The 14,113-nt window shown below is 41.1% G+C and carries 14 protein-coding genes; 12 read left to right on the top strand and 2 right to left on the bottom strand.

Features of this window, described 5'->3' with window-relative positions; genetic code table 11:
• Positions 1 to 27: 27 nt before the first annotated feature.
• The 7 genes from H8716_RS00330 to H8716_RS00300 all read left to right on the top strand — a co-directional run bounded on the left by H8716_RS00330 (position 28) and on the right by H8716_RS00300 (position 7,491).
• Entirely contained in the window at positions 28 to 1,104 is a 1,077-nt protein-coding gene (locus H8716_RS00330; protein ID WP_249306382.1) for a hypothetical protein, read from the top strand.
• Between the two features lie 202 nt (positions 1,105 to 1,306).
• A complete protein-coding gene (gene rplM, locus H8716_RS00325; protein ID WP_249306379.1) occupies positions 1,307 to 1,735 on the top strand; it encodes a 50S ribosomal protein L13 in 429 nt (142 codons plus the stop codon).
• Between the two features lie 17 nt (positions 1,736 to 1,752).
• On the top strand, positions 1,753 to 2,142 hold the full coding sequence (gene rpsI / locus H8716_RS00320) for a 30S ribosomal protein S9 (protein WP_249306376.1): 390 nt from the start codon (positions 1,753 to 1,755) through the stop codon (positions 2,140 to 2,142).
• A 162-nt stretch (positions 2,143 to 2,304) separates the two neighbouring features.
• Positions 2,305 to 3,396, top strand: coding sequence for an acyltransferase family protein (locus H8716_RS00315; RefSeq protein WP_249306373.1), 1,092 nt, complete (start codon positions 2,305 to 2,307; stop codon positions 3,394 to 3,396).
• A gap of 61 nt (positions 3,397 to 3,457) precedes the next feature.
• Positions 3,458 to 3,961, top strand: coding sequence for a flavodoxin family protein BilS (gene bilS, locus H8716_RS00310; RefSeq protein ID WP_249306370.1), 504 nt, complete (start codon positions 3,458 to 3,460; stop codon positions 3,959 to 3,961).
• Positions 3,962 to 4,012: 51 nt separating this feature from the next.
• Positions 4,013 to 4,183 carry a hypothetical protein gene (locus tag H8716_RS00305; protein ID WP_249306367.1) on the top strand — a complete coding sequence of 57 codons (171 nt, stop codon included), beginning with the start codon at positions 4,013 to 4,015 and terminating at the stop codon, positions 4,181 to 4,183.
• Positions 4,184 to 4,338: 155 nt separating this feature from the next.
• Complete coding sequence (locus tag H8716_RS00300) at positions 4,339 to 7,491, top strand: ATP-binding protein (RefSeq protein ID WP_249306364.1); 3,153 nt, start codon at positions 4,339 to 4,341, stop codon at positions 7,489 to 7,491.
• 126 nt (positions 7,492 to 7,617) lie between these two features.
• Here H8716_RS00300 and H8716_RS00295 read toward each other — a convergent pair whose 3' ends face one another.
• Positions 7,618 to 7,776, bottom strand: coding sequence for a hypothetical protein (locus tag H8716_RS00295; RefSeq protein ID WP_249306361.1), 159 nt, complete (start codon positions 7,774 to 7,776; stop codon positions 7,618 to 7,620).
• A 216-nt stretch (positions 7,777 to 7,992) separates the two neighbouring features.
• Here H8716_RS00295 and H8716_RS00290 point away from each other — a divergent pair, with 216 nt between their 5' ends.
• The 5 genes from H8716_RS00290 (at position 7,993) to H8716_RS00270 (ending at position 13,816) form a co-directional block, all read left to right on the top strand.
• A complete protein-coding gene (locus H8716_RS00290) occupies positions 7,993 to 9,150 on the top strand; it encodes a PucR family transcriptional regulator (protein ID WP_249306356.1) in 1,158 nt (385 codons plus the stop codon).
• A gap of 100 nt (positions 9,151 to 9,250) precedes the next feature.
• Positions 9,251 to 10,540, top strand: coding sequence for a glutamate-5-semialdehyde dehydrogenase (locus H8716_RS00285; protein WP_249306353.1), 1,290 nt, complete (start codon positions 9,251 to 9,253; stop codon positions 10,538 to 10,540).
• Between the two features lie 66 nt (positions 10,541 to 10,606).
• Positions 10,607 to 11,110, top strand: coding sequence for a transcription elongation factor GreA (gene greA / locus H8716_RS00280; protein ID WP_249306350.1), 504 nt, complete (start codon positions 10,607 to 10,609; stop codon positions 11,108 to 11,110).
• Between the two features lie 172 nt (positions 11,111 to 11,282).
• Complete coding sequence (locus H8716_RS00275; protein ID WP_249306347.1) at positions 11,283 to 12,371, top strand: PucR family transcriptional regulator; 1,089 nt, start codon at positions 11,283 to 11,285, stop codon at positions 12,369 to 12,371.
• A 164-nt stretch (positions 12,372 to 12,535) separates the two neighbouring features.
• Complete coding sequence (locus tag H8716_RS00270; protein ID WP_249306344.1) at positions 12,536 to 13,816, top strand: S41 family peptidase; 1,281 nt, start codon at positions 12,536 to 12,538, stop codon at positions 13,814 to 13,816.
• Here the strand turns inward: H8716_RS00270 and H8716_RS00265 are convergent.
• The gene (locus tag H8716_RS00265; RefSeq protein WP_249306337.1) at positions 13,797 to 13,937 is read right to left on the bottom strand and encodes a hypothetical protein; all 141 of its coding nucleotides are present in this window, start codon (positions 13,935 to 13,937) and stop codon (positions 13,797 to 13,799) included. The two genes, H8716_RS00270 and H8716_RS00265, sit on opposite strands and share 20 nt — an antisense overlap.
• Positions 13,938 to 14,113 lie beyond the last annotated feature (176 nt).

The following is a 14,113-nucleotide window of genomic DNA, read 5'->3' as shown; positions in this document are numbered from 1 at the left end:
ATTGCAAATGAAATGGAGGAATAATTTGTGAGAAAGCAGAAAAAATATGTATTGGGGATATTGGTATGTCTGATGCTAATGCTTGCATCTTCCGGCATAATCGGACAGGCAGCCTCACCGGAAAATGTCATGCAGTCATCAAAAGCAGTATCCGGAAAACTGGAGATAACAAGGAAAGGCGTGAGATATTATAATAACCGTACCAAAAAATATGAGAAGAAGAAATGGTTGAAGGTGAAAAATAATATTTATTATTTTACTTCAACAGGTTATGCGAAAACGGGATGGAAAACACATAATGGCAGAAGATATTACTTTGATCAGAAAGGCAGACTGTTGACAGACTGGCAGAAAATCGGAAAATATACATACTACATGTGGAAAAGTAAAGAAAATCTATCTGGAAGCGCTGCCACCGGAAAAGTCCAGATTGCCAAAAAATATTATTATTTTTCGGCGAAAGGTGTAATGGAGAGCGGCTGGAAAAAGATAGCGGGTTATTATTACTATTTTTCACCGAATACAGGGCAGATGGCAGTGAATACAACGGTTGGAAAATATAAGGTGGATGCAAAGGGAAGAAGAATTTCTTCTACGTCTGCATCAAACAAAAAAGTCAGAGGCAAAGTGGATTACTGGGTAGGAGATTCACGGACAGTCGGACTTGGATCAGCACTCGGAATCAGTAAAAAATGTATTGCACAGGTTGGAATGGGGCATTCCTGGTATCTGACTACTGCTGAGAAGAGACTGAAAAAAGTATTGAAAAAGAATCCTAATGCAACAGTTGTGATTAATTTTGGAGTCAATGACCACGGCAACATCCGAAAGTATATTATCAGCTACCGAAAACTGGTTAACAGCTATCCGAATGCACAGATCTGGTTTATGTCTGTAAATCCAATTGACGCAAAATACAAGGCAGGTTATGTCAGCAATAAAGACATTAACCGTTTTAATAAAAAACTGAAAGCGGCATTTCCGGATCGTTACATTGATACTAATTCCTATCTGAAGAAAACAAAATTCAAGACAGTGGATGGCCTGCATTACACAGCAGCTACTTACCGGAAGATCTATAATTATGTACTATCTAAGGTATAGAATACAGACATTACGGGATATATAAAAAACAGTGAAAATCGAGAAAAAAACTGTTGACACGAGAAAAGCTGTATAATATAATGAATCAGTGTGACAAAGAATGTTAACGCCTAAACCAAAGCCCCGGTAACGGTGTTTAACGATAGAGCAGGTGATGTAACTTTCCAGCATTGCCAGGTTAATTATTCAAGGAGGAAAACCAATGAAAACATTTATGGCCAGCCCATCAACAATTGACAGAAAATGGTACGTAGTTGATGCTACAGGATGTACATTAGGACGTCTGTCTTCAGAAGTAGCAAAAGTATTACGTGGAAAAAATAAAGCAATCTTTACACCTCATATCGATACAGGTGATTATGTAATCGTAATCAACGCTGATAAGATCAAAGTTACCGGTAAGAAACTGGATCAGAAGATCTACTATCGTCATTCAGACTATGTAGGCGGAATGAAAGAAACCACCTTACGTGAAATGTTAAACAAGAAACCAGAAAGAGTTATCGAACTGGCTGTTAAGGGAATGCTTCCAAAGGGACCTCTCGGAAGACAGATGATGACAAAACTTCACGTATACGCTGGTGCAGAGCACGGACATGAGGCTCAGAAGCCAGAAGTTTTAACATTTTAAGAAGGAGGTAAATGACATTGGCTACTAAATATTATGGAACCGGAAGAAGAAAAAAATCTATCGCAAGAGTATACCTTGTACCGGGTACAGGTAAGATTACAATTAATAAAAGAGATATCGATGAGTACCTTGGACTGGAGACACTGAAAGTTATCGTTCGCCAGCCACTGGTAGCTACAGAGACAATAGATAAATTTGACGTTTTAGTAAACGTTCATGGTGGTGGTACAACAGGACAGGCTGGTGCTATCAGACATGGTATTTCAAGAGCATTACTTCAGGCAGACGCTGAGTACAGACCAGTTCTGAAGAAAGCAGGATTCTTAACACGTGATCCACGTATGAAAGAACGTAAGAAATACGGTCTCAAAGCAGCTCGTCGCGCTCCACAGTTCAGCAAACGATAATCTTTGCAGTGGCAATGAGCCATGTGACGGTAAATACCAAGGCTTCGTCTTATGCTTGCATGGGACGAAGTCTTTTCTTTTAGCTACTGGCATGTATTCTTGTAAGAAAAGAAGTAAACAAAAGCAGATTGAGTGGTAGGATAGAAAAAAGGGAGAAGGTCAATGGGCAAATCATATCTGATAGAGGGATATCGATTCATGATTGCGGTATCTATTTTGGTATACCATATTTTGAGAGTTTGGGAGATTGAAACTAACTTTCGTCTTGGCGTAGAATTTTTCTTTATATTGTCTGGTTTTTTACTAATGGCGCATATTGAAAAACATCCAGAGGAAAGTGTACCACATTTGATATGGAATAAAATAAGTAACTTTTATCCATATATTATCGTATCTTTTATTGCGACGAGTATCGTGGTAGCCTGGGTAACCAGACAGAATATTGGCGTGTTAATGTTTAATCATATTCATGAACTTTTATTTTTGACCAATATTTTAAAAGGAGTCAAAGATGTCACATGGTTAAACGGATCCGGACAGCTTTGGTTTATTACAGCACAACTTTGGGCAACATTGATTTTATCCTGGTATATAAAAAAGCACAGAGAGACATATGAATCAATCGGTATGATTCTTATTGCAATAGGTGGGTATATAACGATCATTCGATGCAAAGGGTACTTGAATATTGGGACATACTGGAAAATCGGAGAAAATGAAATTTTTCTTCCGTTGCTGCTTTTTCGGGCTATAGCTGGACTTGCCTGTGGATCAATGGCTTATATGGGATATTCAAAAATGAAAAAGTACGATTTTACAGATCTGGCGAAAAGAGGTGGCACAGTTCTGTCTGTTTTATGTATGCTTACAGGAATATGCCTGTCTGCACGGAACAGAGAGCAGCTGATTAATACATATAGCTGGAGAGCAGTCATTGTCGTGCTGCTTTATATGACAGCGATCCTGCTGGCATTTATATTTGCCAAAGATTATCCGAAAACAAAATGGATGAAGAAACTGTATGAGATGTGCGGACGGAGTTCTATGCTGATATATGTAACCCATACTTTGGTAATCTATCTTATCAGACATACAGTAGGAATGCCTGAATTCAGCTGGCAGAGTATTGCACTTGTGTGTATAGGTACAGTAACAGCATCGGCAGTGTGCGAGTTAAGTGTCAGATTAATCAGAAATGGATGGCGTGGGATAACAACGGCATTGATAAAAAAATGTATTATATTGACAGAGTAATAAACAAAAAGAGTATCCTGTATAATAAAAAGCACTTGATTATATGAGGAGGCAACAAGGTATGAAGCAGGAAAATTATTCGATAGTATTCAGTAGTTTAACAGGCAATACTAAGAAACTGGCTGATACAATTTATGAAATGTTACCAAAAGATAAGTGTGATTATTTTGGTGCGAACGAATTAAAGGTACCGCAATCCGATTTGCTATATATCGGATTTTGGACTGACAAGGGGAATGCAGATAATAAGACATTAGAATTGTTATCTCAATTAAAAAATAAGAAGATATTTCTGTTTGGAACAGCTGGGTTTGGTGGAAGTGATGTATATTTTAAAAAGATTCTCGGACAAGTCAAACAGTCTATTGATTCAAGTAATGTTATCATCGGTGAGTATATGTGTCAGGGAAAAATGCCTCAATCTGTACGTGATCGATATATAAAAATGAAAGAAAATCCAGAACATCCGGCGAATCTTGATGTTTTGATAAAAAATTTTGATTGTGCTTTGTCTCATCCGGATATGAAGGATCTCGAAAAATTAAAAAAGCTCATGATGAAATGACGGACCGTTTTTTATTTGCCTGTATAAAACAATTGGAAAGCATATTTAATTATGACCTGTATGATGAGCGGAGAAATCGGATTTCGGGCAGCTGGTATATTCCCGGAAATATTTATTGCATTTTTTTATTCTGGGCTGGGTTTGGCTCTGGCATTAGCAGGGGCTATTTTTACCAAAAACTATTTATTTTATAATCAAATGGAAAAGGTGATGGGGTCGTAGATTACGACCTCATCATTATATGTAAAGGAAAAATTACAGTAGGCAGAAGGAACGAGATGAGGTAAAATAAGAATAAGGATTTTGGCTTCGCATTTGTGGAGAGACTGAACAGATACGAAATAAAATAGTCAGGATAAAATAAAAGGGGGAAGGACATGCCCAAAGGAAAGAATAAGAAACAGAAATCCAGTATAATTCAGGTCAGTATTGGTATACTGGCAGTTATTCTGGCCATTTTGATTATCATAATGATGGGAATTGTTTCTGATATTCAGGGAACAGCCCGTATTGTGAATTATACAGGTTTAGTCAGGGGAGAGACACAGAGGGTCATTAAACTGGAAGTTTCTATGCAGCAGCAAAACGAGATGATCCATGAGATAAGATCTTTTATTGATGGTTTGCGCAATGGAAATGATAAATTAAATCTTGTACGTCTCAATGATATTGATTTTCAGAATAAAATGCAGGAGCTGGATGAAAAATTCACCGACTTGTATAAGAAAATTTATCTTATGAGATTCAAGGGATCTGAAAATACAGATATTATTTCAGAAAGTGAAGAGTTTTTCCTAATCTGTGATGAAGCAACAGGTCTGGCTGAAAAATATTCGCAGAAAAAAGCAACATCCTTATCATTACTTGAAAAATATATTACAGCAGATATTATTGTGTTGATGCTGCTGATCGGTTATGAATTCATCAAAGCGATACAATACGCAGCAATGAACCGTTTGTTGCAGCGGAAGGTGTATCTGGATGAAGCAACAGGGCTTCCAAACAAGAATAAATGTGAAGAATTGCTGAATGAGACAGAACCGGTTGCAGATACCGGTGTATGCAGTTTTGATCTTAACAACCTCCGGCGTATTAATGACAGCAGGGGACATGAAGCCGGCGATGTTTATATCAGGAGGTTCGCAGTCTGCCTGCGGGCTTCTATGCCGGCAGAACAGTTTGTTGGAAGATATGGCGGAGATGAATTCCTTGCAGTCACCCACGGACTGGACAGGGAACAGATGACACAGTGTCTTGAAAAGGTACGCAGAGAGATGGAAGAGGAATCAAAAGCGTATCCGGATACCCCGTTAAGCTATGCAGCAGGTTTTGCACTGTCCTGTGACTTCCCTGAAAGTACAATGCGAGAGTTGTTTAACTACGCTGACAAAAACATGTATATAAATAAGAATCATGTTAAACGGGAAGAGGCTGCAGCAGAAAAACACAGGGGGTATCAGCTGTTAAAACTGCTTAATCAGCATGGCAGTAATTTTTCGGATTGTCTGTACTGTGATGCCAGGATGGATACTTATCGGACGATTCGTTCCAGTGAGAATTTTTTTCTTGCAGCTGAGGGTACTTATTCCAGTGCAGCGGAACAGATTATAGACGAACAGATGGAAAAGTCCTGTCAGGCAGATATCCGCAAAGGACTGCAGATTCCGGAACTTCAAAAGAAGATGTGTACGAAGGAAGATGTGCAGGAATTTGAGTATGATACCGGAAAAAAGGGGACATATAACCGTCTGACATTAATTCCGGTGGACTGGGATGATGATAGACAACTGCATCATTTTCTCCTGGCATTTGAAACGATTCGAAAAAACTCGGAAGGTCATACGGTGGTAAAAGAGCAGCTGCAGCTTTATTATGAACAGCTGAAACAGTCTATTCTGGAAAATGACAGCTATGTGGATGCACTTCTGGAATTGTCAGATGTGATCTATACCGTGAATCTGACGCAGGATATTCTGGAGAGAAAGATCGTACTGAATGGAAAAGAACAGAATAGCCGGGAACTTTTTATGGATTACCCGCTTCCATGTTCCTATCAGGATTATTGCTGGGAATATAAGAAAAAAATCACCAAGGAAACAATTGCCGGTTATTGTATGACAGATAATTGTGAAAAACTGCGTAAGAGATTTGAAAATGGAGAAACACATGTATCTGTGGAATATTGTATCTGTGAAGAGGATGGAAGTATTCGCTGGGTACAAAAAGCAGTTCTTATGACCAGGATGGTAGTGTTTGATACAGAAATGCTTGCTGAGATACCGATGATCTATGCAATCGTTCTGCTGCAGGATACTACACAGAAACATGAACGGGATGAGCAGGAACAGGCACGTCTTCAGGCGGCATTCAATGAAATGCGGGCCGAGAGCAGAGCAAAAACGAATTTTCTCAGTCGCATGAGTCATGATATCAGGACACCTCTGAATGGTATGATTGGTCTGATAAAGATGAATGAGAATCATTTTGATGATAAGATGCTGATACAGGAAAATCATAAAAAGATGAAGATAGCAGCGGATTATCTGCTCTCCCTTATTAATGATGTTCTGCAGATGAGTAAAATAGAAGAAGGCCAGATTATTCTTACCCATGAAAATATCTGTCTCAAAGAACTGGCCTATGAGATTGAGAGCATTATCATTCACAGGGCAGCAGAAGAAGAAATTCAGTGGATTTATGAGAAAAATGAGGTGGAAAGCCAGTATCCCTATGTATATGGAAGTCCTTTGCATCTGAGACAGATTTTTCTGAATATCTACGGAAATTGTATTAAGTATAACCGACCGGGAGGAAAGATCACTACGGTAACAGAGGTGGTAGATGTACAGGATGGAATCTGCACATACAGATGGACGATTTCTGATACCGGTATAGGGATGAGTCCGGAGTTCCTGGAACATATTTTTGATCCGTTTTCACAGGAAAAAACAGATGCACGGAGTGTTTATCAGGGAACCGGACTGGGAATGGCCATCACGAAAGGGCTGCTTGAACAGATGCACGGAAGCATTGAAGTGACAAGTCAGGTGGGAGTGGGATCTGTGTTTGTCATTACGATTCCTTTTGAAATTGCACCGGAACAGAAAGAGGAAGAGAAAATTGCAGAAAAATACGATATCCATGGATTACATTTGCTGGCTGCTGAGGATAATGAACTAAATGCCGAAATTGTGGAAATGCTGCTGACAGATGATGGTGCGAAAGTTACAGTTACCCAAAATGGCAGACAGGCAGTGGAGTGTTTTAAAAGTAATCCTCCGGGAACATTCGATGCGATACTGATGGATGTCATGATGCCTGTTATGGATGGTATTGCAGCAACAAAAGCAATTCGTGCTATGGAGAGGGCAGATGCAAAAACAATTCCGATCATTGCCATGACAGCGAATGCATTTGAGGAAGATGCAAAAAGATGTTTTGCGGCCGGTATGACCGCACACATAGCAAAACCATTCCAGATAGAACAGGTGGAAAAAACCATTATGGAGAGTTGTAAACAGAAGATATAATTTTAATAAAAGGTAAAAGGAGCATCCTGATCATGAGATGCTCCTTTTAGGAAAGAGAGTGTATATATTAACAGATGTCAGCGCGACAGTTCTGAATATTAAGTCAGAACGTGTTGCCGCACCTTCCTATCTACGAAACAGATTTCTTATGAAAGAAAGAAGACTGAATCGATCAGATTTCATATAATCATTTACAAAATTGTCACAGTACATATAACGCTCTGTCTTGATCCATTCCGGTACAGAAAGAGTATCCATAGAATTTGTATAAGTTATGAATCTCATAACCTCGCCTCCTTTAACTTGTTTTCTTTTTTTATCTACTTATATTCTAGCACAAAAAAGTAGAAAAACTATGGTGGATGATTCTAAAAATCTAGCTATAAATATGTGTTGACAGCACAAATTGTGCTATAATGAAATACAATTAGGGATAATTGGCAAAAAGAAATGAAAAATGTCCATAACTGGTCTGAGGTGAGAAAAAGGAGGAAGGGACATATGAGTTTTACGATTGAAGATATGGTTCTGATTGCAGAAAAACGATATGAGATGCAGTTCCTTGCGGGCAGGAAAGGATGGTCCAATTCCATAAGCTGGGTGCATCTTCTGGAAGATACTACAATTATACAGAACTTCTGGGGAAAAGAACTGGCAGTAACGACAGGACTGGGATTTCCGGAGAAAGAGGACTGGATGTATCTGGCACGGCAGCTGAACCGGCATCATGCATCGGGGTTAATCATCAACGTGGGACAGTATATTTTTGAAGTGCCGGAAGAATTAAAGGCGTACTGTGATGAAAATGATCTGCCGCTTCTGACTGTACCATGGGAGGTACATCTGTCGGATATGATAAAAGATTTCAGTATTCGCGTATTTTTACAGGATAATGCTGATGAACAGATCATGTCGGCACTGATTTCAGCTATTGAGACACCAGATAATCAGGAATCTTACCGGAAAGAACTGCTGCAGTATTTTGATGTGGATGGAAGTTTTCAAGTGCTGCTATTGACATGTGAGGGACTGGATGCTATGGATACGGTGGAACGTAAGAAATTGTCTTACCGCATTCAGGTGTATCTGGAAGAGATCACCCACAATGCCAGCTTTTTTTACTATAATTCAGATTTTGTTCTGGTGGCCAATGCAGTTCCGGAAGAATTTCTGTACCAGCTGGCTGAAGGAACGATCCGGCGTGCAAATCGGCGTATGCCAGGGCTGAAGCTGTATGTGGGAATCGGAAGCAGGCGTCTGGATGTGGCACATCTGGCAGTCAGTTATCAGAGGGCGAAAGCAGCAGTACATATGGCAATGACACGAAAACAGCCTGTGGTGAAGTTTGATGAATGTGGACTGTACCGTCTTCTCTATACGGTTGGGGATCCGGAGATCTTACAGGAAATGTGGACAGAACGTCTGGCGGCATTAGAAGACTATGACAGGGAACATCGCGCCGGTTACGTGGAGACACTACAGTCTTATCTGAAACATAATGGGAGCATACAGGCTGTAGCAGGGGAGCTTTATACACATCGGAATACCGTATTATACCGAATGGGGAATATCAAAAAGATTATAAAAAGTAATCTGGAGACACCGGAAGAGAGACTTCCATATCAGATTGCTTTCTATATCAGAAACATGTTGCTGTGAACAGCAAGGAAAATGGATGCAAAGATCTGGAAGCATCTCTTGCGGCAATGAAAAAACTCTTTTATAATAGGGGAAAGTAACGGGAAGGAGATACACAGGAATGGAAATAAAGGAAGAAGTCAGAAAAGTAAAGCTGTCAGCGCCATTGCTGGCTGGTATGTCAGAGGAAAAAAGGAACCATGCACTGCAGGCAGTGGCAGAAGCACTGATATCTGCAAAAGAAGAGATTTTTGCGGCAAATGCACAGGATATGGAACAGGCGGAAAAAGACGGCATCGCAGCACCGGTATTAAAACGGCTGAAGTTTGACGAGGGAAAGCTTCACGATGTGACGGAAGGAATCCGTGATCTGATCCGGCTGAAGGATCCCCTTTTCCAGACTCAGCTTGCCAGAGAACTGGATGAAGGATTGACTTTATACCGTGTAACCTGTCCGATTGGGGTGATCGGTGTTATTTTTGAGGCAAGACCGGATGCGCTGGTGCAGATTTCCGCATTGTGTATTAAGAGCGGGAACTGTGTGATTTTAAAAGGCGGAAGTGAGGCAATCCGTACGAATAAGATTCTGTTTCAGATTATCCACCGTGCTGTGGCGGAGGCAGGGCTTCCGGAACACAGTATGATGCTTCTGGAGGCAAGATCAGAGATCACAGAGTTGCTGGAATGTGACGGATATGTAGATCTTCTGATTCCGAGAGGATCCAATCAGTTTGTACAGTATATCATGAATCATACCAGAATTCCGGTTATGGGACATGCCGATGGTATCTGTCATATTTATGTGGATAAGGCAGCCGATATACAGAAAGCCATTCCGATTATTCTGGATGCCAAAACACAGTACGTATCTGCCTGCAATACAGTAGAGACACTGTTAATCCATGAGGAGATCGCAGAAAAACTCTTGCCGGAACTGGGAAAAGCGTTAAAGGAACATGGTGTGGAACTGCGGGGAAGCAAAGCCGTGCAGGAGCTGACCGGCTGTGTGGAAGCGACCGAAGAGGATAACAGGAAGGAATATCTGGATTATATTGTATCAGCCAGGACAGTGAAGAATATCCGGGAGGCTGTGGATCATATTAATTATTATGGATCCCATCACACAGACTGCATTATCACAGAAGACGCACAGGCAGCAGAAGAGTTTATGATGCTGGTGGATTCTGCCGGTGTATACCAGAACTGTTCCACCAGATTTGCAGATGGCTACCGCTACGGATTTGGGGCAGAGGTGGGAATCAGCACCGGTAAGCTTCATGCGAGAGGTCCGGTGGGACTGGAGGGACTGGTCAGTTACAAATATAAACTGTTCGGAAACGGACAGATTGTGGGAGACTATGCCAGCGGAAAGAAGACATTTCATTTCAAAGATCTGCCTCTGGAAGATTAAGGAGATGTAAAAAGACTGGCAGGACGCCGGTCGAAAAAACAGAACAGAAAAAGAGGTACAGGAAAGATGGGAGAGCAGCTCACAGAAAATGACGTCAAAAAGATTCAGGAGGAGATCGAATACCGGAAGCTGGTAGTCCGTAAGGAAGCACTGGAAGCAGTGAAGGAAGCAAGGGCGCAGGGAGATCTCAGCGAAAACTTTGAATATCATGCAGCTAAGAAGGATAAAAATATCAACGAAAGCAGAATCCGTTATCTGGAAAGAATGCTGAAGAACGCCAGAATTGTTTCAGACCGGTCTAATGAGGATGAAGTGGGTCTGAATAATACAGTAGAAGTCTATTTTGAAGATGATGATGAGACTGAAACCTACAAGCTGGTAACTTCCATTCGCGGAAATTCCATGAAAGGGCTGATCAGTATAGAATCACCGCTGGGGAAAGCCATAAGAGGCCATAAAGTGGGAGAACGGGTGATGGTTAAAATCAATGAAACTACAGGGTATTATGTGGAAATCCGCTCCATCAGCAAGGAATGTGATGACAGCAAAGATGAGATACGAAGATTTTAAAATAAAAAAGTGCTGAAATCTTTACAAAAAAATATCAAAAATGTCTTTCTTTTTTGTTCATATTGGTGTATGATAGAAAAAGAAATATGCAGATGCGAGTCAGAGACTCTTATCTGATATAATTTCCGGCAGGATGTCGGTGCATTCTTGAATACGTATTGGGGTGAACGGTATGATTTCGAATCAAATATTGCAGAGTACAGTAGAAGGATTGAAGCAGATCAGCAGAGTAGAACTTGGCGTGATCGACACAGAAGGGAATGTATTGGCAGCGACATTTCCGGAGGCCGCAGATTTTTCAGAACCGGCCAGAATTTTTGTGAATTCTCCTGCAGACAGTCAGGAGGTTCAGGGATATCAGTTTTTTAAGGTATACGATGAGACACAGCTTGAGTATGTGCTTCTGGCAAGTGGCAGTACAGATGATACTTACATGATAGGTAAGATGGCGGCATTTCAGATTCAGGGACTTTTGGTAGCCTATAAGGAACGCTTCGACAAGGATAATTTTATCAAGAATCTGTTGCTGGATAACCTGTTGCTGATTGATATTTATAACAGAGCGAAGAAGCTTCATATCAATACCGATTCCAGAAGAGTGGTATTTATTCTGGAGACAAATCATGAAAAGGATACGATATCCATGGAGAGCATTCGCACCAATCTGGGAAATAAATCAGGGGATTTTATCACAGCTGTAGATGAGAAGAGTATCATTGTGGTGAAGGAACTGGAAGAATCAGATGGCAGCGAGGAACTGGGACAGACAGCTCATACGATTATCAACAGCCTGGATGCGGATACCAGAGAAGTGGCGCATGTGGCTTACGGGACTGTGGTGAATGAGATCAAAGAAGTGTCCAGATCCTATAAGGAAGCCAGAATGGCACTGGATGTTGGAAAGATCTTCTTTGATGAGCGCAATGTGATTGCCTATAGTTCACTGGGAATTGGACGTCTTATTTATCAGCTGCCGATTCCGCTGTGTAAGATGTTTATCCGTGAGATCTTTGGCGGTAAGTCAACGGATGATTTTGATGAGGAGACTCTGACAACGATTAACAAGTTTTTCGAAAACAGCCTGAATGTATCAGAGACGTCCAGACAGTTATACATTCACAGAAACACACTGGTTTACCGTCTGGATAAGCTTCAGAAGAGTACCGGGCTGGATTTAAGAGTATTTGAAGATGCGATTACCTTTAAGATTGCACTGATGGTTGTGAAGTATATGAAGTATATGGAGACCACTGATTTTTAACAGAAAAGATGAGACGGGGGTTTGAGTATGAACGGCATACCAGACCCTCTTTTATTTTAGGGTGACGAGCCAAAGTCTGTGCCTGTACAAGGCCCTGGCGGTATGAAGTGCCAGTGGCGCCTGCTCAGCACCGATGGAGGTGAAACGAAGAAAGGAGTGACTGTATGGAACAGGAACAAAACGAGAATGAAAAGCAGATTCAGAATCAGGAAGATGGTCAGAATCATGAATCCGAAAGTGAGAATTTTATAAAAGGATTATTCTGCGGAATTTTACTGGTGTTGATCTGTGCGGCAGGGACACTGTTTTATGCCAGATGGAAGATTGCAAAGATTCAAAGCGGAACCACAGCCGGTGTAACGTCAGAAAAGCTGGATCTGGATCTCAGTCAGGTGAAGCGTAAAACAGGAGAGATTGAGGCTCTGATCAATGCTTACTATCTGGATGAAATTGACGCACAGCAGATAGAAGATACTCTGTATACCGGAATGGTGGCAGGACTGGATGATCCATATTCCGTCTATTATACCCAGGAACAACTGGAAAGCATGGAAGAAGCCACTTCAGGTGAATACTCTGGTATTGGCGCGACTCTGAGCCAGGATCCAGATACGAAAGAGATATCGGTAGTGTCCTGTTTTGAGGGAACACCGGCGGAAGAAGCTGGTCTGCTGCCCGGGGATGTAATTACCGGATGGAACGGGAATCCGGTGTCGGATATGGAACTTTCAGAACTGGTGTCTAAGATCAAGACAGACCCTGATGAGCATCTGACTCTTTCGATTGAAAGAGATGGTGAAGAACTGGAAGTGAAATTAACCAGAAGAGCAGTAGAGGTACCTACCGTTGAGTATGAAATGCTGGAAGATCAGATCGGTTATATCAGGCTTCTGGAATTTGATGAGGTAACAGCCCAGCAGTTCGAAGAGGCAATGTCTGATCTGGAAAGTCAGGGCATGGAAAAGTTGATTATCGATGTACGGAACAATCCGGGAGGCGTGCTGCAGACGGTCTGCGATATGCTGGATCAGTTTCTTCCGGAAGGACTGATTGTGTATACGGAAGACAAGAATGGAAAAAGAACAGAATATACATCAGATGAAGAACATCAGTTTACAAAACCACTGGCAGTGCTGGTGAATGGTAACAGTGCCAGTGCATCGGAGATTTTTGCGGGTGCAATTCAGGATTATGGGATTGGAACAATTGTCGGCACGACTACATTCGGAAAAGGAATTGTGCAGAAGATCTTTTATCTGTCAGATGGAACCGGGCTGAAACTTACGATGGCAAAGTATTACACACCAAAGGGGCACGATATCCACAAGAAGGGAATTCAGCCGGATGTGGAAGTAGAACTGGATGAAGATCTGCAGAATCAGAGCAGTATCAGTCATGAGGAGGATAACCAGCTTAAGAAGGCGATCAGCGTTCTTCAGGAATAGGCACAGAATTATTGTGATCAGAGACATCTGGGAAACGCAGAAAGAAGTCATCATCACTCATGGAAACCAGATCAAGGAGTCTGGCAAGTTCCTGATCAGTAAAAATGTGAATAAATTGCATATATCCACCTCCTGAAAATAATTTTCTCAACTTTATTCTAGACATTATGGGTCTAAAAGTAAAGGAGAAAACTATAGATAATAGAAATTAAATATGAGAATATAATCGAAATAATGAATAAAACTGATGATGAAGTATCATAATGAGACAGCGGGTTTTTGGTTGACAAACAAAAA

This window comes from Jingyaoa shaoxingensis, assembly GCF_014385005.1.
GTDB classification, from domain to species: domain Bacteria; phylum Bacillota; class Clostridia; order Lachnospirales; family Lachnospiraceae; genus Marvinbryantia; species Marvinbryantia shaoxingensis.
Note: the sequence above shows the minus strand (reverse complement) of the source record. Positions and strands in the feature narration are given on the sequence as shown.